20 protein-coding genes and 2 pseudogenes are annotated in these 20,592 nt (G+C 60.5%); 15 read left to right on the forward strand and 7 right to left on the reverse strand.

Annotated features, from left to right (window positions below):
- Positions 1 to 48: 48 nt before the first annotated feature.
- Complete coding sequence (locus ACQ86L_RS14460; protein WP_434316030.1) at positions 49 to 666, reverse strand: TetR/AcrR family transcriptional regulator; 618 nt, start codon at positions 664 to 666, stop codon at positions 49 to 51.
- Between the two features lie 140 nt (positions 667 to 806).
- Between ACQ86L_RS14460 and ctaD (ACQ86L_RS14465) the strand changes: the two are divergent.
- From ctaD (ACQ86L_RS14465) to ACQ86L_RS14515, 11 genes and pseudogenes are all read left to right on the forward strand, one after another.
- Positions 807 to 2,473, forward strand: a pseudogene (gene ctaD, locus ACQ86L_RS14465) (aa3-type cytochrome oxidase subunit I).
- Between the two features lie 197 nt (positions 2,474 to 2,670).
- Positions 2,671 to 3,186 (forward strand): ferritin-like domain-containing protein, encoded by a 516-nt coding sequence (locus ACQ86L_RS14470; protein ID WP_434316031.1) that lies wholly within the window; start codon positions 2,671 to 2,673, stop codon positions 3,184 to 3,186.
- Positions 3,150 to 3,239, forward strand: a pseudogene (locus ACQ86L_RS14475) (ferritin-like domain-containing protein); the annotation flags it as partial. The gene ACQ86L_RS14470 and the pseudogene ACQ86L_RS14475, both read left to right, overlap by 37 nt.
- A 42-nt stretch (positions 3,240 to 3,281) precedes the next feature.
- The gene (locus ACQ86L_RS14480; RefSeq protein ID WP_434316032.1) at positions 3,282 to 3,572 is read left to right on the forward strand and encodes a hypothetical protein; all 291 of its coding nucleotides are present in this window, start codon (positions 3,282 to 3,284) and stop codon (positions 3,570 to 3,572) included.
- 3 nt (positions 3,573 to 3,575) lie between these two features.
- Entirely contained in the window at positions 3,576 to 4,499 is a 924-nt protein-coding gene (gene msrB / locus ACQ86L_RS14485) for a peptide-methionine (R)-S-oxide reductase MsrB (protein WP_434316033.1), read from the forward strand.
- Positions 4,496 to 5,020: a peptide-methionine (S)-S-oxide reductase MsrA gene (gene msrA / locus ACQ86L_RS14490; RefSeq protein WP_434316034.1), complete on the forward strand. Its 525-nt coding sequence runs from the start codon at positions 4,496 to 4,498 to the stop codon at positions 5,018 to 5,020. Before msrB ends, msrA begins: the two co-directional genes overlap by 4 nt.
- Positions 5,021 to 5,035: 15 nt before the next feature.
- Entirely contained in the window at positions 5,036 to 5,629 is a 594-nt protein-coding gene (locus ACQ86L_RS14495) for a molybdopterin-dependent oxidoreductase (protein WP_434316035.1), read from the forward strand.
- A complete protein-coding gene (locus ACQ86L_RS14500) occupies positions 5,626 to 6,348 on the forward strand; it encodes an FAD-binding oxidoreductase (RefSeq protein ID WP_434316036.1) in 723 nt (240 codons plus the stop codon). Before ACQ86L_RS14495 ends, ACQ86L_RS14500 begins: the two co-directional genes overlap by 4 nt.
- Positions 6,345 to 6,605 carry a DUF6510 family protein gene (locus ACQ86L_RS14505; RefSeq protein WP_434316037.1) on the forward strand — a complete coding sequence of 87 codons (261 nt, stop codon included), beginning with the start codon at positions 6,345 to 6,347 and terminating at the stop codon, positions 6,603 to 6,605. Before ACQ86L_RS14500 ends, ACQ86L_RS14505 begins: the two co-directional genes overlap by 4 nt.
- A gap of 51 nt (positions 6,606 to 6,656) precedes the next feature.
- The gene (locus tag ACQ86L_RS14510) at positions 6,657 to 8,552 is read left to right on the forward strand and encodes a transketolase (RefSeq protein WP_434316038.1); all 1,896 of its coding nucleotides are present in this window, start codon (positions 6,657 to 6,659) and stop codon (positions 8,550 to 8,552) included.
- A gap of 88 nt (positions 8,553 to 8,640) precedes the next feature.
- The gene (locus ACQ86L_RS14515; protein WP_434316039.1) at positions 8,641 to 8,994 is read left to right on the forward strand and encodes a hypothetical protein; all 354 of its coding nucleotides are present in this window, start codon (positions 8,641 to 8,643) and stop codon (positions 8,992 to 8,994) included.
- Between the two features lie 313 nt (positions 8,995 to 9,307).
- Here ACQ86L_RS14515 and ACQ86L_RS14520 read toward each other — a convergent pair whose 3' ends face one another.
- The 3 genes from ACQ86L_RS14520 to ACQ86L_RS14530 all read right to left on the reverse strand — a co-directional run bounded on the left by ACQ86L_RS14520 (position 9,308) and on the right by ACQ86L_RS14530 (position 11,067).
- A complete protein-coding gene (locus ACQ86L_RS14520; RefSeq protein ID WP_434316040.1) occupies positions 9,308 to 9,871 on the reverse strand; it encodes a uracil-DNA glycosylase family protein in 564 nt (187 codons plus the stop codon).
- A 26-nt stretch (positions 9,872 to 9,897) separates the two neighbouring features.
- Positions 9,898 to 10,350, reverse strand: coding sequence for a GNAT family N-acetyltransferase (locus tag ACQ86L_RS14525; protein ID WP_434316041.1), 453 nt, complete (start codon positions 10,348 to 10,350; stop codon positions 9,898 to 9,900).
- Positions 10,351 to 10,533: 183 nt separating this feature from the next.
- On the reverse strand, positions 10,534 to 11,067 hold the full coding sequence (locus tag ACQ86L_RS14530; protein WP_434316042.1) for an RNA polymerase sigma factor: 534 nt from the start codon (positions 11,065 to 11,067) through the stop codon (positions 10,534 to 10,536).
- A gap of 494 nt (positions 11,068 to 11,561) precedes the next feature.
- Here ACQ86L_RS14530 and ACQ86L_RS14535 point away from each other — a divergent pair, with 494 nt between their 5' ends.
- Positions 11,562 to 12,221: a TetR/AcrR family transcriptional regulator gene (locus tag ACQ86L_RS14535; protein ID WP_434316043.1), complete on the forward strand. Its 660-nt coding sequence runs from the start codon at positions 11,562 to 11,564 to the stop codon at positions 12,219 to 12,221.
- Positions 12,222 to 12,251: 30 nt separating this feature from the next.
- Here ACQ86L_RS14535 and trxA read toward each other — a convergent pair whose 3' ends face one another.
- Positions 12,252 to 12,635, reverse strand: coding sequence for a thioredoxin (gene trxA, locus ACQ86L_RS14540; RefSeq protein WP_434316044.1), 384 nt, complete (start codon positions 12,633 to 12,635; stop codon positions 12,252 to 12,254).
- A gap of 607 nt (positions 12,636 to 13,242) precedes the next feature.
- On the opposite strand from trxA, the gene ACQ86L_RS14545 reads away from it, so the two are divergent.
- The 3 genes from ACQ86L_RS14545 to ACQ86L_RS14555 all read left to right on the forward strand — a co-directional run bounded on the left by ACQ86L_RS14545 (position 13,243) and on the right by ACQ86L_RS14555 (position 16,065).
- Positions 13,243 to 13,752: a hypothetical protein gene (locus tag ACQ86L_RS14545; RefSeq protein ID WP_434316045.1), complete on the forward strand. Its 510-nt coding sequence runs from the start codon at positions 13,243 to 13,245 to the stop codon at positions 13,750 to 13,752.
- 593 nt (positions 13,753 to 14,345) lie between these two features.
- Positions 14,346 to 15,614 (forward strand): MFS transporter, encoded by a 1,269-nt coding sequence (locus tag ACQ86L_RS14550; protein ID WP_434316046.1) that lies wholly within the window; start codon positions 14,346 to 14,348, stop codon positions 15,612 to 15,614.
- Positions 15,604 to 16,065, forward strand: coding sequence for a GNAT family N-acetyltransferase (locus tag ACQ86L_RS14555; protein WP_434316047.1), 462 nt, complete (start codon positions 15,604 to 15,606; stop codon positions 16,063 to 16,065). The genes ACQ86L_RS14550 and ACQ86L_RS14555 overlap by 11 nt, the downstream gene beginning before the upstream one ends.
- A 1,805-nt stretch (positions 16,066 to 17,870) precedes the next feature.
- Here the strand turns inward: ACQ86L_RS14555 and ctaD (ACQ86L_RS14560) are convergent.
- Together ctaD (ACQ86L_RS14560) and ACQ86L_RS14565 are read right to left on the reverse strand one after the other, a co-directional pair.
- Complete coding sequence (gene ctaD, locus ACQ86L_RS14560; protein ID WP_434316048.1) at positions 17,871 to 19,592, reverse strand: aa3-type cytochrome oxidase subunit I; 1,722 nt, start codon at positions 19,590 to 19,592, stop codon at positions 17,871 to 17,873.
- Positions 19,593 to 19,660: 68 nt separating this feature from the next.
- Complete coding sequence (locus ACQ86L_RS14565) at positions 19,661 to 20,572, reverse strand: ferritin-like domain-containing protein (RefSeq protein WP_434316049.1); 912 nt, start codon at positions 20,570 to 20,572, stop codon at positions 19,661 to 19,663.
- Positions 20,573 to 20,592: the final 20 nt, after the last annotated feature.

The raw sequence follows: 20,592 nt of genomic DNA on the forward strand, positions 1-20,592 counted from the left end.
CACGGACATTGGGGTCGGATTGCTCGATGTGGTGAGAAGCGGGGGAGGCTACGCGGCAAAGGTGCGCAAGTACCCGATAGCGCCATTGAGTGAGGACTGCAACGGCGCCACATCCCTGCTCGTCTGGCAGAGCAGAAGGCCGCCCTGCAAGGCAGCTAGAAGGGCAGTAGCGATAAATCCATTGTTCGCGTCCTCGCGGACCAGGCCAAGATCCTTCATCTGCTGCACAGCGTCGAGAAACGCCATCTCCCAACGCTGGAAACTCCGCACAAGAACTGCGCGAGTCAGATCGTCGCTATCAGCCAACTCGTTCGCGAGGGAGCCAAGCGGACACCCGCCCACGCAACCCGCCTTGCGTTGAATGTCCACGACAAAATTCCGCCACGCGTCCCAGGTCTCCCAGCCGAGGATGTTCGATAGGTAAGGGTCATGGCTGCCTAAGACACTGTCGGCCTGACTCTCAATTACGGCCCGGACCAGGTCATTCTTGTCAGAGAAGTAGTGGTAGATCTGGGACTTGCCCACCCTAGCGGTCTCACAGACGCCCTCGATGGTCGTGCCAGCGACTCCCTCATGGAACATCAACGATGCGGCGGCATCCACAATCTTCGCCCGGGTTCGCTGGCCTTTCGACGTCAACGCACGGGCCGCGGCAGCTTCGGTCACAGATCCTCCTGAGTTTGGACTCGATATTACATTTGCACCTCGCTATCAATTGACCCTGACGTTCGAACCGACGAAAGGGACGCGAGTGAACAGACCGGCCAGATCTGGCCGGCCGCACACGACACCGCGGAGCGGAACAAATGACAATCGCCAAACCCGAGACAGAAGCCACGCACGATGCGACCACGCGCCAGAGCACACCGCTTGACTGGATAACAACCACCGACCACAAACGAATCGGCTACTTGTACCTGGTCACTTCATTCATCTACTTCCTCTTCGGCGGTGTCCTCGCCCTCGGAATTCGCGCTCAGCTCTTCGCACCAGGCCTGCAAGTCGTGCAAACCAAAGAGCAGTACAACCAGCTGTTCACCATGCACGGAACGGTAATGCTGCTCATGTTCGCTACGCCGCTGTTCGCCGGATTCACGAACGTGATCATGCCCCTCCAGATCGGGGCGCCAGATGTCGCGTTCCCACGGCTCAACGCCCTGTCCTACTGGCTATACAGCTTCGGGAGCCTGATCGTCGTTGGCGGTTACATCACACCGCAAGGCGCGGCCGACTTCGGATGGTTCGCGTACCAGCCACTCGCCAGTCAATCCTTCAGCCCGGGACTCGGCGGCAACCTCTGGATGGCAGGGCTCGCCCTCTCCGGATTCGGCACCATCCTCGGCGTCGTCAACTTCATCACCACGATCATCACCATGCGTGCCCCCGGCATGACCATGTTCCGAATGCCGATCTTCACCTGGAACGCGCTGGTCACCTCCATCCTCGCGCTCATGGTCTTCCCGGTCTTCGCCGCCGCCGTGTTCGCGGCGTTCGCCGACCGGGCGTTCGGCGCACACATCTTCGACGCGGCGAACGGAGGCGCACTCCTCTGGCAGCACCTGTTCTGGTTCTTCGGCCACCCGGAGGTGTACATCATCGCGATTCCATTTTTCGGAATCATCTCCGAAGTGATCCCGGTCTTCAGCCGCAAACCGGTGTTCGGCTACAAAACCCTTGTCTACGCGACAATCGCGATCGCAGCATTGGCGGTCACCGTCTGGGCGCACCACATGTACGTCACCGGTTCAGTTCTGCTTCCTTGGTTCTCGTTCATGACAATGCTGATCGCCGTGCCCACAGGGGTGAAGATCTTCAACTGGATCGGGACGATGTGGCGCGGGTCGCTGACTTTTGAAACGCCGATGCTTTTCAGCATCGGATTCCTTATAACGTTCACGTTTGGTGGGCTGACCGGTGTCATCCTCGCGTCGCCACCGTTGGACTTCCACCTGTCCGACTCGTACTTCGTCGTCGCCCACATCCACTATGTCGTGTTCGGGACGGTGGTGTTCGCGATGTTCGCCGGCTTCTACTTCTGGTGGCCGAAATGGACAGGGCGGATGCTGAACGAACGCCTCGGCCATGTGCACTTTTGGCTGCTTTTTATCGGATTCCACATGACCTTCCTCATCCAACATTGGCTCGGTGTGCTCGGCATGCCGAGACGTTACGCGACCTACCTGCCAGAGGACGGCTTCACCTGGTTGAACCAGGTGTCATCGCTCGGGTCGGGGATCCTCGCACTGTCGATGCTCCCGTTCTTCATCAACGTGTACCTGACCACTCGACGCGGCGCGCGGTGACTGTGAACGACCCGTGGGGAACAGGTCGGTCCCTGGAATGGGCGACCAGCTGCCCTCCGCCACGCCACAACTTCATCTCCATTCCGCGGATCAGATCCGAGTCGCCAGCGTTCGATTTGAACCACCCCGAGCAGGTCTCCGCGCTCGGTGTATTCGGGCGCCCGAGATAGCTGCCGCGCGAAAAGTCAGAGCCTCACCGGGGACCCGATGAGGCTCTGACCGCGCCAGCTAGGCGGCGAAGAATCTCACGCTCACAATCGTGGAAGCCATGCGTGCGGCCGATTCCTGCGACGAAGTAGGAAAGGTTCGAGGCGGGACGGACGCTAACCAGTCGACCTTCATCCATCAACCGAAAGAAGGGTCTGACATGTCCGACAACGACTTCCTCCGCAACGCGATCAATCGGAGCGGCGAGACTAAGGCCGACCGGGAGGCCCTCAGCGATATGGTCGCGTCTGCCGGCGACGCCGCCGCCGACGATTCCCCCGAGATCAGTGACGGCTCCATTTTGAACTTCGCGCTCAACCTCGAGTACCTCGAGGCTGAATTCTACCTTCGCGCCAGCGGCATGACCCTCCCGGACGACATGACCACGGGAACCGGGACACGGGGCGAAGTCACGGGTGGGCGCCCGGTGGAGTTCAAGAACCCTGTAATCCGAAAGTTCGCCGCTGAGATCGCTTCGGACGAGCGCGAGCACGTCGCCTTCCTGCGAAACGCTCTCGGCGGCGCGGCCGTGTCGCGCCCTGCGATCTCGCTCGACCAGAGTTTCACTGCGGCGGCGCTCGCAGCGGGGCTGATCAAGCCGGGGAGACCTTCGACGCGTACGCGAACGACCTCAACTTCCTGTTCGCGGCATTCCTCTTCGAAGATGTCGGAGTAACCGCGTTCAAGGGCGCAGCACCCTTCATCAGTAACAAGACCTACCTGGACGCTGCAGCAGGTCTTCTCGCGACCGAGGCCTACCACGCTGGCATCGTGCGAACCTCCCTCTACAACGAGGGCATGATCAACGAGGCTGTGTTCGAGGCCGTCGAGAAGATCTCTAACGTCCGCGGAGCTGTTGACGGTGTTGGCAACGACGACCAGAGCATCGGCAATGCTGACATGCTCAACCTTGTCCCGACCGACGAGAATGGTCGCGCTTTTGGGCGCACCCCGGAGCACATTCTCAACATCGTCTACCTGACCACTGACCGCGCTACTTCAGGCGGGTTCTACCCGAACGGCCTGAACGGCAGCCTTCGTCAGAGCGCCCAGACGGCGTAATAGGTGGTTGGCACGTACGCCGGGTTCGTGCCGGTACTGCCCGCGCTAGAGACAGCGCGGGCAGTACCGCTCACGCGGGCCCAGATCGAGTTGATCGCCTCAATAGAGGCTTCAACTGGCGGGGCCGTCCGCACATCTGCATACGACTTCCAAATGGCGAACTACCCCGAGCTCGGCCATTACAGTGCAGTGCTCAACGGGTACGAAATCGGCAAGATCGACTACCTCAGCCGCCGGGAAAGGACTGTGCTGACAGCGGTCATCGTCGTCGCCAGCTACCGGCAGCATGGCATCGGAATCGAATTCATCTCCAACGTCCTCGACGACATCCGTCGACAACGTCGCACGGTCAGCGTTCAATGCCCAGTCGTCGCGGCGTTCCTCCGCCGCTTCGCCCAATACATAGACATGGTCGACGTGCACCATCCAGGTGACACCTTTCAGCTGGACACGACGCCGTCCTGTGAAGGGAGAAGGTACGGCAGAACTCCCGCGGCGATCGCGATGCTGAACCCAATGCAATACAGAGTGACTCAGGAGTCGGCCACCGAGCCGGCGTTCGACAACGCTTACTGGAATCACAACGACCCCGGACTTTACGTCGACATCGTCTCCGGAGAACCCCTCTTCGCATCGATGCACAAGTTCGACAGCGGCTCAGGGTGGCCGACGTTCAACGCATCAATCGCCCCTGAAAACCTCGTGCTCAAATACGGGTCGATCTTCGACCGTCACAGCACCGAAGTCAGATCGCGGTACGGAAACAGTCATCTCGGCCACGTCTTCACGGACGGAACGCCTGATGACGGCTGCCTTCGGTTCGTCATCAATTCCGCAGCGCTCCGGTTCGTTCCCGTCGTACGACTGGAAACGAGCGGATACGCCGAATTCCGCCCGATGTTCAACATCGAAGGAGCAGTCACATGAGCGCCAAACGAGCTTTACTCGCAGGCGGGTGTTTCTGGGGAGCCCAGGAACTGCTCCGTCACCGGCCCGGGGTGATCCATACACGCACCGGCTACTCCGGGGGTGACACACCGAACGCCACCTACCGGAACCACGGTGACCATGCGGAAACGGTCGAGGTGGTCTTCGACGACGACGTCATTACCTTTCGGGAGCTGTTGGAGTTCTTCTTCCAGATCCACGACCCGACAACGTTGAATCGGCAAGGAAACGACATCGGCCGCAGCTACCGTTCCGCAATCTTCTACACCTCCGAGGAGCAGAAAGAAGTCGCGTTGGACACGATCCGTGACGTTGACGCATCCGGTCTGTGGCCAGGGAAAGTCGTCACCGAGGTGACGCGGGCGGGCTCCTTCTGGGAGGCCGAGCCCGAACATCAGGACTACCTCCAGAAGCACGCGCACGGCTACACCTGTCATTACGTGCGGCCAGGGTGGAAACTCCCGCACCGGCAGCGAAGCTCGCAAGCCGACCGCTCATAGAAAGGGTAAAGACCAATGGCCGTTTTCAGCCGTGGGTTCACCGGTCACAGACCCGAACCCGACGATTCACTACCTCCCGGGCAGCACCTCACCCAAAACTTCCCGGTCCTGTCCGCCGGTCCAACATCCTCTATTCCGCTCGAGGAGTGGGAGTTCTTCATTCAGACAGAAGACGGGGAAACACATAAGTGGAACTGGGAGGAGATCCACGCTCTCCCGTTCGAGGACATCGAAACCGACCTCCACTGTGTCACCAGTTGGTCAAAGCTCGGTACGCACTGGCGGGGAGTTTCCCTCGACACGCTCTTCGCCGGCGTGAAGACGGAGTACCGATACTTCATGGCCCACTCGTACGGCGGATACACCACCAACCTCATCCTCGACGAAGTGTTGGGAAGGAAAGCTTGGCTCGCATTCGAATACGACGGAAACGACCTACCAGCTGAGCACGGTGGACCCGCGCGGCTTCTGGTGCCTCACTTGTACTTCTGGAAGAGCGCGAAATGGATCCGCGGATTCGTGATGCAAGCAAACAACAACCCCGGGTTCTGGGAGCAATACGGATACAACCTCCACGGTGACCCGTGGCGTGAAGAACGTTACTCGTGAGCGACCACACCCCGTGGCATCCGGCCACCGTTGTCGACGCTGTCCCCCTGAACCTCAACGCGCGAAGCATCACATTCGAAGTGGCCGACTGGCCCGGCAATTTGGCCGGTCAGCACGTCGATGTCCGACTGACCGCCGCCGACGGATACCAAGCTGTGCGTTCATACTCGACCGCGTCGACGGGCACAGGGACACGAGTAGAGCTTGGAATTGAAAAACTGCCGGACGGCGAGGTGTCCCCGTTTCTCGTCGACGGCATCGAGATCGGCGACTCCGTAGAAATTCGAGGACCACTCGGCCAGTGGTTTGTCTGGACCGAAGATCTCAAAGCGCCGGTACAACTCATCGCAGGCGGCTCCGGTGTTGTGCCGTTTCTTGCCATGATCCGACAACACTGCAAGGCTCACAGTTCCAGCGAAATGCGACTACTTTACTCGCTGAAAACTCCCGACGATGCCTTCTACCGCGAACAGCTCACCCTCTTGGCAGGCGACGCGGAGGTCACCTGGCATTACACGCGTGCTACACCCGCAGGCACCCAAAAACAGCCAGCTCGGCTCACGAAAAGGGACCTTGAATCAGCGGTCTTACCGCCGGAATCCGCGCCACGAATTTACGTCTGCGGTCCGACCGGATTCGTTGAAACGGTAAGCGGCTTCCTTCGCGAACTCGGGCACGTATCCGAGAACATCCGCACAGAAAGGTTCGGTGGGGTATGAGCGGAAACTTCCTCGACGGCAACGCGGTAGCAGGACCGCTAAGTGATGTGTTCGAACACGACATCACGACGATGCTCGGCGAGTGCGCCCACTGCGGAAACGTTGCTCCGTTCGCCGAATCGATGGTGTTCGGCGCACCGATGGGGTTCGTCCTGCGCTGCCGCAAATGCTCAGAAATCCTCGCGATACTCGTCGACCGAACACCTAGACGCCGCCTTGCCATGACCGGTCTCCGATGGATCGACATCACCGAATGACCGGCGTCAGCAATCGAACAACCGCCCGCTACACGAGAGCCCGTTAGAACAATGAACACCGCGAATCCGCCCATCGTCGAACCTGACCTGAAAACTGTCGCGGAACTGTCAGCACAGCTGCGCGTCGATTCCATCCGTGCGACGACCCGCGCAGAGTCGGGCCACCCGACATCGTGCATGTCCGCGGCCGACCTGCTCGCCGTGCTGGTCAGCCGACACTTTCGTTACGACTGGGATCGGGCCAGCCACACGCCGGACAACGACCACTTGATTCTTTCCAAAGGTCACGCGTCGCCGCTGCTCTACTCGCTCTATAAGGCAGTCGGCGTGGTCAGCGACGACGAACTCGTCAACGGATACGGCCGGTTCGGAAGCCGGCTGCAGGCCCACCCAACGCCGGCGCTGCCCTGGGTTGACCTTGCCACCGGTTCGCTCGGCCAGGGTCTGCCCGATGCTGTCGGGATCGCCCTCGCGGGCAAACACCTCGAGAAGCTCTCGTACCGCGTGTGGGTGCTCTGCGGAGACAGCGAGTTGGCGGAAGGATCCATCTGGGAAGCGATAGAGCAAGCCGCCCATTACCAGCTGTCGAACCTGATCACCATCGTCGATGTGAACCGGCTCGGCCAACGAGGGGCGACAATGCTCGGCTGGGACCTTGATGCGTATGCGAAGCGATTCGAAGCGTTCGGCGCGCACGTCATCAAAGTCAACGGGCACGACCTGGAGGAAATCGACGCCGCGTTCGCCCGAGCGTGCGGCGGGAACGGAAACCAGCCGACAGTCATCCTGGCCCGAACCATCAAAGGCAGGGGCTACGCCCTGGTCGAAGACCAAGAAAGCTGGCACGGTCGGCACCTTCCCGAACCGTTCGCGCAAGAGGCGATACGAGAGCTCGGAGGGGAACGTCACCTTATCGTTCGCGGACCGAAACCAACTCACGCGGCGCCAGCAGTCGTTCAGGACGTTGAGATCGATGATGACCTTCCACCGCTGACGTACGAGATTGGCACCATGGTCGCCACTCGTGCCGCGTACGGAAGCGCCATCGTAGAACTCGGGCGTCGCCGATCCAACGTGGTCGTGGTCGACAGCGAAGTGAGCAACTCCACCGGAGTCGACCAGTTCGCTGCCACGTTCCCTCGCCGCTTCTTCCAGATGTACATGGCCGAGCAGCAGTTGGTAGCCACTGCAACCGGCCTCAGCGTCCGAAACTTCATCCCGTTCGCGTCCACCTTCGCTGCATTCCTGACACGAGCGCACGACTTCATCCGCATGGCCGGCATCTCTGGGGCGAGCATCCGCCTGGTCGGCTCTCACGCCGGCGTAGAAATCGGCGTTGACGGACCGTCGCAGATGGCCCTCGAAGACATCGCAATGATGCGTTCAGTGTTCGACTCGACTGTCCTATACCCGAGCGACGCCGTCAGTACCGTCGCGCTCGTCGAACAACTCGCGAATCGGACCGGCGTGTCCTACCTGCGCACGACACGAGGCGCGTACCCCGTCCTCTACGACAACTCCGCACAGTTCCCGATCGGCGGATCGAAGACCCTGCTCACCAGCGGCAAGGATCATGTCACCCTCATTGGTGCGGGAGTCACCGTGCACGAAAGCCTTGCTGCAGCGCGAATTCTCGCGGAGATGGGTATTCGGGCTCGAGTTATCGATGCCTACTCCATCCGACCGCTGGACGTGGCAGGCATCCGAGTCGCGGTCGCCGAGACCGGCGGCCGGGTCGTCGTCGTCGAAGACCACCGCCCTGAAGGTGGACTTGGTGAAGCTGTTCTCAGTGCGCTTGTCGAAGAGACCGGGGCTGTCGTCCGGTTCGAGCACCTCGCCGTGCGTAACCTTCCCGGGTCGGGGTCGGCCAGCCAGCTACTGTCGGCCGCCGGCATCGACGGGGACGCGATCAGCCAGGCCGCCCAACGCCTGGTGAACAGAGACTGACAGTTACCAATCCTGGCATCCAGGACCACGATGAGAAGACGGAACGGCACCCCGTTTGCGGGCGAAATCCGTCACAGATGGAGGAACCATGAGAGACAAGAAATCCAAGCCGGTCCAGACGTTCCCGGTCATGGACGGCGCCGGCCCCGCACCACGAGCGGACCAGATCGCTGGCATCGTCCAGAGGGTCTGGGCGGAATCCAGGGTGTACCACGAAGACGTCGAGTCGCTGCTCAAGGAGTGGCTGAACGTTGAAGGATGCGTTGTCCGGCAGGAAGAGTTCGACACGTTGCTTGTGAAGGCCCGCGGCGAATTCTCGCGAGTTGCTGTGACGACTGAAGCCGATGAGGCGCCGCACTGCCCGGCGCATGATCTCGTCGAATGTCTCTACTGGGACGTTCAACGACTGGAACGAGCAGAGGGAACAGCTTCATCGAATTGAGGGTGACGTGTCGGCGCAGGGGCGGACTCGAAATTAGTCCCGCCCTGCGCCACCGGCGCGGCGGGCCGTTGGTCCACAGGGGACTCAACGACGTACTGGCCCCAGTCGGTGAACGAGTTCAGGAGCTCGTAGAAGCCGCGGGCAGCCTCGACGTCGTCGACATGCAGCCGTAACGCAGCGTCAAGAGGATGCTCCGCTATACCCCGCCAGCCTCGAGCGAAACCCTTCGCTGCGGCTTGCGCGCCTTCAAACGCCAACACGAGGAGGTGTCGCTGTTCAATGCTGAGCATCGTCGTAACCCTTCTGAGGCCTGTTAGCTGACAGCCGCAGCGACCCTTTCTCGGAGTTCCGGGATGACGTCCGCAACAAACCAAGGGTTCCGGGCCTGCCAACGAAAATTCAATGGCGATGGATGCACCAATGGCATGAACGTCGGCAGATAATCCCGGAACGAATACACCGTCTCGGTTAGATTTCTCTTCGCTCGACCCCCCAAGTAGTGACGTTGCGCGTAGGCGCCAATGAGGATCGTCAGCCGTATGTCGGGCATCAGATCCAGTAGCAGCGAGTGCCAACGGTCCGCGAATCCCTTCCGTGGAGGGAGGTCACCCGAGGTTCCCTTCCCCGGAAAGTAGAAGTCCATCGGAAGGAGAGCAAACAGTTCCGGGTCACGGAACTGAGCTTCAGTTACCCCTAACCATTGGAACAATATCGTCCCACTTGCGTCATTCCAGGCGATTCCAGACTCTTGAGCCCTTCGACCCGGGGCCTGCCCGATCACCGCGATCCGGGCCTTCGGGCCAGCCGCATAAAGCGGCAGGTATCCCAGTTCGTTGGCCCAGGCGTTCTCCGGATCGGAGATGATCGCCGATCGCACGCTGTTAAAGGAGTGTGCCGCGGAACTCACCGATGGGCCGTGTTCTTGACGCCCGGAAGGTTAGGGTCGACAAGAGATTCGTACTCTGGGTGATCATCGATGAAGGTGCGGACGATGGGGCAGATGACGGTTATTGTTCGGTTCTGTGCCTTGAGCAGGTCGAGAATCCGTCGAATCATCTCGGTGGCAACACCCTGATGACGGAACTCCGGATAGACGGACGCCGCGATGAGCGCTACACGGTTGGCGTCAACTGAATACGTCACCCCAGCGACCTCGGTGTCCCCGACGATCGCCAGATAGACGTTGTGCTCAGCATCGTCAACGAGTGAAAAGTTGAAGTCTGGCTTACGCTCGTCATCAAGAACCTCATCGATCAAAGTCTTCTGGTCCTGGGTGAGTGTGCCCGTTCCGTCGGGGTACCCTGCCGTATCCGGGAATTCGAAGTCGTACCGCGCCGGTTCAAATGACTTGCTCATGGGGTTCCTTTCGAGGACTTCCGTTCGGGATCGAGTGCCGGAGGGTGACGGCGTCGCCAGGGATCATGTGTGGTGAGTCTGTTGTAACTCTGCAGGGTGCCGTACGTGAAGTTCCGTTGTTCGGCTCACCAATGACACGCCGGCCGTACCTGGGCTCGCCATTTTCCGGTGAGCGCCTCATGACTACTCATGAGTCGGGCTTGCGTCGATATACCCATGAGCGATCAAAAACGCACGGATCTTACGGCGCGCATCGAAGACGGTCTTATAGACAGCCCCGCGATTCGATTCCATGTCCGCCACGACCGAATCAAGCGGCACGCCCTCCACCACGACCGCGAGGAACACATCTCGCTGATGATCGGTCAACGCTTCTTCGACGGCGCGTTGAAGAGCCACCAGGAGCTCCTTCTGAATGGCTCGCGCGAGAGGGTCCGAACTCAGACCCGCCGGCAGGCGCTCCCATTCGTCGGTCTCCAGGCCAATCGACGGGCGTCGCCAGAAATGGCGGGCCACCTTTCTGGAGACTTCAAGCGCCACGAAACGGTAAGCCCACGTCGTGAACTTGCTGTCACCGCGGAAAGAATCGAGCTTGGTGAGCAGCGAGAGCATTGCGTCATTGGCCGCCTGCAACGCGATGTCGTCGAGTTCCGGCCCGGTGATGCGAACCGCCGGGCCTCGCTGGTAAGCCTCGTGGGCCGCGACCCGCAGCATCATGGCGTGTAGCCGAGCCAGCGCTGCTTCTCGCGTTCGGCCACAGCCGCGTAGTGCCGCCAACCAGGATGAGGTATCGATGTCCGCGCTTCGCGGGGCTAGGGGTGGTGTTGGATCCTGCATGCGTTCTTGGTTGCGGGCGAGGACCTTCCAAGCTCGCAAATCATTCTTAACAGAACGATATCGTCCTTTTATCGCTGATGAGGGATTTTCTCGCATTGACAGGTGTTCCTGACTCAGAAAGCGTTGCGCAAAGCCGGCACAGCAGACGCACGGGGCAAAAGGGACTATATGGTCCTATCCTTCGTCGGCCAGAGCGTTAGAGACGGTTCGGAATCCGGTCGTGAAGTACGACACTTGAAGTCGTGAAACTGCTCTCGACGGATGTCGAAAGCGAGTCCGGGGAAACGCATCAGCGATCGGCAGCCTAGCCACATGGGCTGCATCCTCCATTCCACCTTCAGCGGGAAGTCGGGCTCCGGTCTTAGGATGAGGTCGTGGACGACAGCTCTCCAACTAGTGCGGTCGCACGGTTGACTCCGAGGGGCGCTAAGACCAGGTCCAGGATCGTTGAGACCGCGGCCGAGCTCATCCGTGTCCGGGGCGTGGGCGGGACAACCCTGGACGATGTTGTTTCGGCAAGCAAGGTAAGTAAGTCGCAGCTATACCGACATTTCGAAGACAAGCCGTCTCTGGTTCGAGCGGTCATTGAACACGTCGGAGATCGCAAAATCAGCGGTGAACGGGAACGGTTAGAAAACGTTCGCACGTTCGCTGGTCTACGCCGGTGGCGTGATGCGATAGTCGAGACGAACGCGCTGCAAGACGGTCGCTATGGCTGCTCATTAGGGTCGCTTGCAAACGAAGTCGCCGACCACGATTGGATCGCTCGACTGAAGCTGCAAGAGTTGTTCACTGCCTGGGAACAACTGTTCATGGACTTAATCGAACGGTTTCAACAGGATGGCCTCGTTCCAGCGAGCGCCGACGTGCGACAGCTGGCTACAGGGTTCGTCGCTGCCGTCCAAGGCGGTTACGTCCTAGCGCAGACTTCGCGGGATGTGGCCCCTATGGAGTCAGCAATCGACATGGCAATCGCGCACCTGCAGCTTCTGGCTATGGCCGACGAACGCGCCCTCGAAGGATTGAAGGCCTAAGGTCTACTGGTTCAGTCGGCAATAGAGTGCTCAGTCGCCATCCGGAGCTGCCGACTTATCACCGGCGATCTCGGCGCGCACCTTACCCATATCCAATGCCCTCACCATTTGGACGACTTCCGCGAGGGCTGGCGCAGGCAGCGCGCCAGCTTGGTTGAAAACGAGGACGCCCTCGCGGAAGGCCATCAGAGTAGGAATCGCGGTGATTCCTGCAGCGATCGCGACCTGCTGAGCAGCTTCTGTGTCGAGTTTCGCGTGAACGATGTCGGGATTCTCTTGTGCCGACTTCTCAAAGATGGGCGCGAACTGGGTACATGGACCACACCATGTGGCCCAGAAGTCAACGAGGACTATGTCGTTGCCGTTGATCACGCTCTCGAAATTGGTGTCGGTGAGCTCGGTGGTGGTTGACATGCTGGGTTTCCTACCTTCATCGAGTCAGCGGTCTGTACTTTCGCGAGTCTCGCCGAGTTGCGCTTGCGGATCCGCTGCGCCCGTCGCCAGGTGCGACGTCTCAGAATGGTCTGCACCGGCGCCGCACATTGTCTTACCAACGCATCGAACTTTTTTGGATCACTAGGGCCGGCCCAGGTCAGGCCATGCGACTCGCCAAGTAGCGGATCAGGGGTCAATGCCGCCTATCTCGACGCGCGCCAACCATGCGTGTGAAGGTATTCGGCCCTCAAAGGGCAATCGACGCGCATACGTTTCCCGCGAGCCGGCACCTGCGTGTTCATGTTCGGCCAGGTCGCTGCGCCACTCCTCGGTTTGGTTCTCGTCGCTTGTGCGACCACCTCGTCGGCTCACGTCCGGTTATGGAACCACCGCCAGCGAGGGAGGCGTCGCGGTGCGCAACCAATCTGTCGTGGCGCGCGCGAATCTGTAGTCCATGTCAACCCGTCAACCCGTCTTTGATGGCCGCAGCCCGGCACCTTCAGCCTTGTGGCCTCATGGTGGCAACTGTACTAATTGGTTCAGACCAGGGGGCCAACTCCGATGGCACTATCTGACGGGTGTACACATGCTCATCGACGAACGCCGCATCCTCGACACGGTTCGGGCGCAGGTGCTGGACCTAGTCCCGGGCATTCGGGCTACGGTGCTTCGCAGTGCCGACAAGCAATGGGCCTGGATGCTGCAGGTATCCGCGTCCGGAAGTCTGCCCCGCCATTTGTACTGGGGCTCAAGCCAGTGGTGGGCAACTCAATTCCACGCGTTTGGAGGGCTACCCCCAGTAAGCGTCGTAGAACCGATCGCGTCGGCAACGGACGAAAAACAAGCTGTGGATCGGGGAGTTGTCGTTGCTCTTGCTGCGGCAGGGAGCTCCGCTCTCGATGGCGTCAATCACATCTCGGGCGAATCGGACCGCGACAACTCCCGTGACCGGTCGGCGTTGGTGACCTTCGGTGCAGCGTTGAATGCGCTCGAGAAGATTCAGGACAGCGGAGCGGCGGATGCAGAAACCCGGTCGCTGGCGCGGGCCCTGCGGGGAGAGTGGCTCATTACCCGACTCGACGACCTGCAAGGCTGAAGCGACACCGTTGGGTCGGGATGCGACGCGGGCGGCCGACAAAACGCCCCTGCGGTGATCCGATGGCTCGGTTGCGCGGTCTTTCCTTTATCTGACGGAGCTATCCGGTTCTCGGAATTGAAATTGCGGCCCTTTGATTGGAACCTCCGGCCAGGGGTCCGGGCTCAGTAACTAATCGTCGGCGGACGCGCTGATGGCTAGAAGCCTCGATGGGCTAGCGAATCGGCTCAAGAAATTCGAAGCAGGGCGGTAAGAAGTCCTTCACCCGAGGCCGCAAATCAAACGAGCTTGGCTCCGCCCAATCACCCCAAGACGCACCAGAGGCGTCTGCCACGGGGCGGAGTCATCCGACGGGACACTTTGAACTCCCGCCACACCCCACACCCGCCGCGACGACAGGCAGCTAGGAGATCACTTTGAGCAGCCCGTTTGCGGCCGCCCGGATGCGCCGCCGCCTCCTCTGCGCAGCTATCCGATGGGATCGTGCGGGAAGCGCGGCGCACGGACACGTGGGCGAAGCGCAACGAGCGTGCGTGTGCATTTTTCCGCCTGTGCTATAGCACCTGGAGCTCCAACACTCTGAAAGGAATCCAATGAGCGCCCCCACTCTGACGCCGCACAAGGCGACCAGGCCCAAGCTCCGGCTCGCTTTCGCGTCAGCCGTCATCGCGCTGATCGCAACCTTCGGGACAGTCGGATCGACCGTACCGCTCTTCAACGTGTATCGCGCAGAAGACGGCTTCACCAACGCCGGCATCGCAGTAGCTGTCGTGGTGTATTCGGCAGCAACCCTTACAACTCTTCTCGTGCTCGGACGGGTATCGAATCACGTCGGGCGTCGGCCAATCTCAATTGCCAGCTTGGCGCTTCTGTTCTTGGGTTGTGTGCTGTTGCTGAACGTGAACGACATCAGTGAGTTAGTGATTGGGCGCCTGATGCTTGGTCTGGGAGCAGGTCTTGCAAGCAGCAGCCTGACCTCGTACATTGTCGACACCGCGCCACGCCGGCCCCGCTGGCTCGCATCCGTCGCATCGAGCCAGACAGTGATGCTCGGACTCGCGATCGGCGCTGTCGTATCAGGTGCGCTCGTGCAGTTCGCGCCGGTGCCGCGCCAGCTCATCTACCTGGTCGACATGGCGTTTCTCATTGTGTCGATCCTCCTGATTATCGCTAGCCCAGAAACGGTACGCCGCAAACCAGGTGCCCGACGCTCCATGAAGCCAAGCGTGCGTGTTCCGGCACACGTGAGGCACCTAATCCCGGTGACCGCGGCGGTGCTGCTGTCCACCTGGTCTGTGGGCGCGTTCTATCAGGCGTTCGTGCCGGCCCTGGTGGAGAACCAGCTGCATACGTCGAGTCCGTTGGTCCTTGGGCTCGTCTTCGCTGCATACATGGCTCCCAGTGCTCTCGGAGCCCCGCTCGGCAGCCGGTTTGCGCCCTCAACGGCCCAGCGCGTCGGCATGGCGGCATTCCTCATCGGAATTATCGGTGTCATCGCCGCGGTCATAACGTCGACGTTGATCTTGTTTATCGCGTCGACCATCGTCGCCGGCGCAGCCCAAGGCATCGCCATCAGCGCGGCGACGCGCGGACTCCTCCACGGCAGCAGGATTGACGACAGGGCACCCACGTTCAGTGTGATCTATCTCATCAGCTACACCGGGGCGACCATCCCGGCGCTGATCGCTGGCCAGCTCTCCAACGTGCTGGCTCTTTCGCAGATCATCCTCGGCTATGGGGCGTTCGCGTTGATCGCGACCGTTTGGACCCTGCTGGGCGCGCGAAACCCTCTGGCGCACCCGGGAGGTGAGGAAGTAGCGATATCAGAGTTGAGCGGGAAAGGTCGAGATAGTGGATTTTGAAGCTGAACAAGCGGCATATCAGGCCCGCAATGCAGAACTCATCGCGGAGATAAGTACCGCGCGCGTCGAGGATCTCTGTTCGGCATGGGACCTGGAGATCGTCAACGACCCCCAACATGCCAGATGGGAAGCGATTCTCAACGAGGATTCCATCGGGGAGCTTTCATATCGACTCGTTGGTGACCGAATCGTGTTGCTGTCCACCTGGGTGAGTTACCCGTACAGGCAACGGCGCGTCGCAACGGAGTTGATTGCACGTGCTCTCGACCAGATTCGTGCAGTAGGCAAGACGGTTACTGTTATCTGCCCGGTCATCGGAGAGTTCATTGCGCACAATGAAAAGTACCGAGGTCTGGTCGACCCCCTGCACCCCGGGTCCGGAATGTCGGCCTTGCATGCGTCAGCTTCCGACGAAGAACAGCTCATTGCTTTCGAGCAGGAAGTCGGATAACGAGGAGTCCCTGGACAGCGTGAAAGTCGCTGAGCCGCTGCCACAACGTGCTTCGAAGGTCCTTGGCGGTGACACTAAGGCTTGAAGATGCGCTGCCACCACGGTGCACGACTGGTTATTTGCTCGGCAGGCTCGGTGTCTGGGACACATTCCGGCTCACGAAGGAACTCTACGTACCCGCACCTTTCGCAATCGTTCGTGTATGGGTGCACGGCGAGGCCGATGCCGCAATAGGGGTTGCGGCGTCGTTGCATGCGGTGACGGCAACGTGGGCAATAGGCCATGTGGACCGCTCCTCTTGCCGAGAGGCTTGGGGGAGGGCTCCGACAACCCGAATGCCGGAGCCCTCGCCGACCAGGACGCGCCTCGCCGGCAGCCGCTTTTGGGGGAAAGCGGCCGAATTTAGGTTAGTGAAATTGTACCTCCAATCCAAATTGATGTTCCAATTTTCAGAATGAAATCGTCCAGAACGACCGGCGACCGACTCTGCGAGTCAACCTGACGCAGTAGCGACCGGGTCGCGGTCGGTCGTCAGTCGTCTAGCGGTCTTGGGGCGAACAGAGGGCGAGTGGCCACTTCACATCAGGGGCGGCGACGGGATGAGAGCGCTGTTATCGAGTCCTGGTCCGCCCGTTGTTGGTGTCTCAACGCGACATTTGACGGACCGATGTTCTTGCGCGGCAGGCGCTCACCTCGCGTCTGACGGGCCCCAAAGGAGATCGAAGCTAGTATGAGAATGCGAACGTGGCTGTGCGTTAATAGGACGAAATGGTCCCGCACAGCCTGCATCGGCCGCCGCGGGCGATGCAAATATGAATCGAGCGCACGTGACGGAGCTACAACACCCGGACAACGGGCTTATCGACATTTATCAGCCGAAATACGCGGTGAGCTTGGATCTAACCCTCACGCCATTGATGTTGGGAAGCGGGGACCCGACCTTCACCGTGACAGGTGGCGGATTCTGGCGCACGGTACACACGCCCCACGGAAGCGCCACGATTCGAATCGAACGCGTCAAACGATCAGACGGCCCCGCCTTCCAAATTCACACGTGGGGTGCCGGAGCTGAATGGGCGCGGGCATCGGTCCCTGACCTTCTAGGAGCTCGGGATGACTGGAGTGGCCTCGACCTCACCCAATACCCGCCGCTTGCCGAGGTACGCCGACGATTAGCGGGTCTCCGACTCACTCGCACAAACCTTGTTTCTCAAGCGCTTATCGCGGCCATCTTCGGCCAGAAGACGACGGGACGCCAAGCACGGGAATCCTGGCGCAAACTCGTGATGCAGCATGGTGCGCCCGCCCCGGGGCCGGCTCCGGCAGGACTACGCGTCACGCCGACAATGACGGATTGGGGCGCGATACCTTCCTGGGACTGGCACAGGGCGGGAGTCGAACCGGCGCGTGCGCGAGTGATCATCACCGCTGCCAACGTCGCCGCATCCGTCGACGGGCTCATACGATACGACACCGGAGACGAGCACATTCGCGCAGCCCTTCAAAGTATTCCAGGCGTCGGTCCGTGGACCATCGCCGAGACAGTTCAGAGATCGCACGGGGACCCGGACACCATAAGCGTCGGCGATTACCAGCTGGCCAAAGACGTCGGATGGGCCCTGATAGGGAAGCCCGTTGACGATGCGGGCATGCTCGATCTTCTGGAGCGATGGCGCGGTCACCGCCAAAGGATCGTCCGCTTGATCGGGGCAAGCGGATACCGCAGACCTCGGCACGGCGCACGGATCACTACCCAAGACCATCGGTGGCATTGAACCCGCGGCGATCCGCCACCCTAATTGCGCTCAGGTCTGAACAGGCACTTGAGGAGCATCTCTTCCGGGTCCGATGCCGACCGGTATCCCCGCCTCCGGATGGTTCATGTCGAACGCGGGCGCCTCTGAACGAATCCGCGGGATCGATGTGAAATTGTGCCGCGGAGGCGGGCAGCTCGTTGCCCACTCGAGCGAACGACCGTAACCCCACGCGTCGTTCACCGTCACCTTGGGCGAGTGGCGAGCGGTTAGGTACACATTCAAGAAGAACGGCATCATCGACACTGCCAGCAGGAATGCACCAACGGTCGAGACCTGGTTGAGCCAGGTGAAGCCATCGTCGGGCAAGTACGTAGCGTACCGCCGCGGCATCCCCATGACGCCGAGCCAATGCTGGATGAGGAACGTTGCGTGGAATCCGATGAACAGCAGCCAGAAGTGCCACTTGCCCAATCGATCGTTGAGCACCTTCCCTGTCCATTTCGGCCACCAGAAGTAGAAACCGGCAAACATCGCGAACACCACCGTCCCGAACACCACATAGTGGATGTGCGCCACAACGAAGTAGGTGTCAGAGATATGAAAATCCAACGGCGGTGATGCCATGATCACCCCGGTAAGACCACCGAAAGTGAAGGTGATCAGAAATCCGATCGCCCACAGCATTGGTGCTTCGAAAGTGAGTGATCCGCGCCACATCGTGCCGATCCAGTTGAAGATTTTCACCCCGGTCGGGACCGCGATCAGCATCGTCATCAGCGAGAACCATGGCAGTAGGACGGATCCGGTCACGTACATGTGGTGTGCCCAAACGGCCATCGAGAGGGCCGCGATCGCGATCGTGGCGTACACCAGCGTCTTGTAACCGAAGATCGGTTTCCGGCTGAACACCGGGAACACTTCCGACACGATGCCAAAGAACGGGATCGCGATGATGTACACCTCAGGGTGGCCAAAGAACCAGAACAGATGCTGCCACATCAACGCTCCGCCGTTGGCCGCATCGAAGATGTGCGCGCCGAAGACTCTATCTGCGCCGAGCGCGAAGAGCGCCGCCGCGAGGACGGGAAAAGCCACGAGCACCATAATCGACGTCACCAGGGTGTTCCAGGTGAAGATCGGTAGACGGAACATGGTCATGCCGGGGGCGCGCATGGTGATGATCGTGGTGATGAAGTTGACGGCGCCGAGAATGGTGCCAAAACCGGAGAGCGCTAGCCCGAACACCCACAGGTTCGTCCCGACACCGGGCGAGAACGTTTCCGAGGATAGTGGCGCGTAGCCCGTCCACCCGAACGTGGCCGTCCCTTGGGGAGTGAGAAAACCGGACACGGCGATCGCTGACCCGAAGAAGTAAAACCAATACGCCAGCGCGTTGAGTCGAGGAAACGCCACGTCGGGGGCACCGATCTGTAGCGGCATGATCGCATTCGCGAATCCCGCGAACAGCGCCGTCGCGAACATCAGCAGCATGATCGTGCCGTGCATGGTGAACAACTGGTTGTACTGGTCTCGTGTCTGCACGATCTGCAGGCCGGGTTCGAAGAGTTGAGCTCGGATGATGAGAGCGAGGATCCCGCCGATGAGGAAGTAGGTGAACGAGGTGAACAGATACAGGTACCCGATCGTCTTATGGTCGGTGGACGTCACCCACGAGACCAGTAGGTTGCCCTTGCGTTGTACGCCCGCAGGGACCGGCTCCGGCTCAACAGTAGGAGCCGTCTGCCCGACCTGGGCATATTGTGATGTCATCGGTGCTCCTGAGACTGCAACACACTCGGCGTGCGTGAAGTTTTCGGCCAACCTGTCTGCGTCAGTGGTCAGCCGTTCTGACCGCTTTCGCGTAGAGCGCCATTCAAGCCGTTGGGGTAGAACCCGCCTGAGGTGGCACGAACCGGTGTGAGATAGACGATGTTGAGGATGTGCTCTGGGGAACGTCCGAACGTTCTACCTTGTGCGTCCGTGGGGACGAGGTTCAGCGACTCGCTGTCACCGATGCCCTGATCGTCATCGCCGACACCGTCCACAGCGCCGCGTACGTTGGAAATCTTGTCGACGGCGTCAAAGACAGCGTCGTTGATCATGCCTTCGTTGTACAGCGAGGTCCGAACGATGCCACCGTGGTACGCCTCTGTGGCGAGCATCCCCGCCGCCGCATCGAGATATGTCTTGTTCGAAATGAGGGGCGCGGCGCCCTTGAACGCTGTCACGCCGACGTCTTCGAACAAAAAAGCGCCGAACAGGAAATTCAGGTCGTTGGCATACGCATCAAACGTTTCGCCCGGCTTGATAAGACCCGCGGCAAGCGCGGCCGCAGTGAAGCTTTGATCCAGGGAGATGCTTGGCCGAGCCACCGCCGAGTCGCCCAGAGCATCCCGAAGGAACTTCACATGAGCGCGTTCGTCGCTGGCGATCTCAGCAGCGATCCTGCGGATGACCGGACTCTGGAATGGCACGGGCCGGCCGCCTGACACATCACCGCGGGTCCCGGTTCCCGTTGTCATCTCGTCAGGCAGCGCGTCCCCGGACGCTCGAAGATAGAACTCCGCCTCGAGATACTCGAGGTTGAGCGCGAAGTTCAGAATGCTCGCATCGCTGATTCCAGCCGCTTGGGCGCTGCTACCAGGCTCTCCATTGGCCGCAGCAGCGACCATCGCTGAAAGACCGGCCCGGTCGGCATCCGTTTCGCCACTCCGGTCTGCGGCCCGCGACAAAAAATCGTTGTCAGACATCAGCTGTCCCACCCCTTCCG

Source organism: Leifsonia sp. P73 (assembly GCF_051059105.1).
Classification (GTDB): Bacteria; Actinomycetota; Actinomycetes; order Actinomycetales; family Microbacteriaceae; genus Leifsonia.

Excerpts from the sequence above, each read along its gene's own strand:
- ACQ86L_RS14470 (WP_434316031.1), top strand. The coding sequence starts at position 2,671 with ATGTCCGACAACGACTTCCTCCGCAACGCGATCAATCGGAGCGGCGAG.
- msrA (WP_434316034.1), top strand. The coding sequence starts at position 4,496 with ATGAGCGCCAAACGAGCTTTACTCGCAGGCGGGTGTTTCTGGGGAGCC.
- ACQ86L_RS14495 (WP_434316035.1), top strand. The coding sequence starts at position 5,036 with ATGGCCGTTTTCAGCCGTGGGTTCACCGGTCACAGACCCGAACCCGAC.
- ACQ86L_RS14505 (WP_434316037.1), top strand. The coding sequence starts at position 6,345 with ATGAGCGGAAACTTCCTCGACGGCAACGCGGTAGCAGGACCGCTAAGT.
- ACQ86L_RS14510 (WP_434316038.1), top strand. The coding sequence starts at position 6,657 with ATGAACACCGCGAATCCGCCCATCGTCGAACCTGACCTGAAAACTGTC.
- ACQ86L_RS14515 (WP_434316039.1), top strand. The coding sequence starts at position 8,641 with ATGAGAGACAAGAAATCCAAGCCGGTCCAGACGTTCCCGGTCATGGAC.
- ACQ86L_RS14525 (WP_434316041.1), bottom strand. The coding sequence starts at position 10,350 with ATGAGCAAGTCATTTGAACCGGCGCGGTACGACTTCGAATTCCCGGAT.
- ACQ86L_RS14530 (WP_434316042.1), bottom strand. The coding sequence starts at position 11,067 with ATGATGCTGCGGGTCGCGGCCCACGAGGCTTACCAGCGAGGCCCGGCG.
- trxA (WP_434316044.1), bottom strand. The coding sequence starts at position 12,635 with ATGTCAACCACCACCGAGCTCACCGACACCAATTTCGAGAGCGTGATC.
- ACQ86L_RS14545 (WP_434316045.1), top strand. The coding sequence starts at position 13,243 with ATGCTCATCGACGAACGCCGCATCCTCGACACGGTTCGGGCGCAGGTG.
- ACQ86L_RS14550 (WP_434316046.1), top strand. The coding sequence starts at position 14,346 with ATGAGCGCCCCCACTCTGACGCCGCACAAGGCGACCAGGCCCAAGCTC.
- ctaD (WP_434316048.1), bottom strand. The coding sequence starts at position 19,592 with ATGACATCACAATATGCCCAGGTCGGGCAGACGGCTCCTACTGTTGAG.
- ACQ86L_RS14565 (WP_434316049.1), bottom strand. The coding sequence starts at position 20,572 with ATGTCTGACAACGATTTTTTGTCGCGGGCCGCAGACCGGAGTGGCGAA.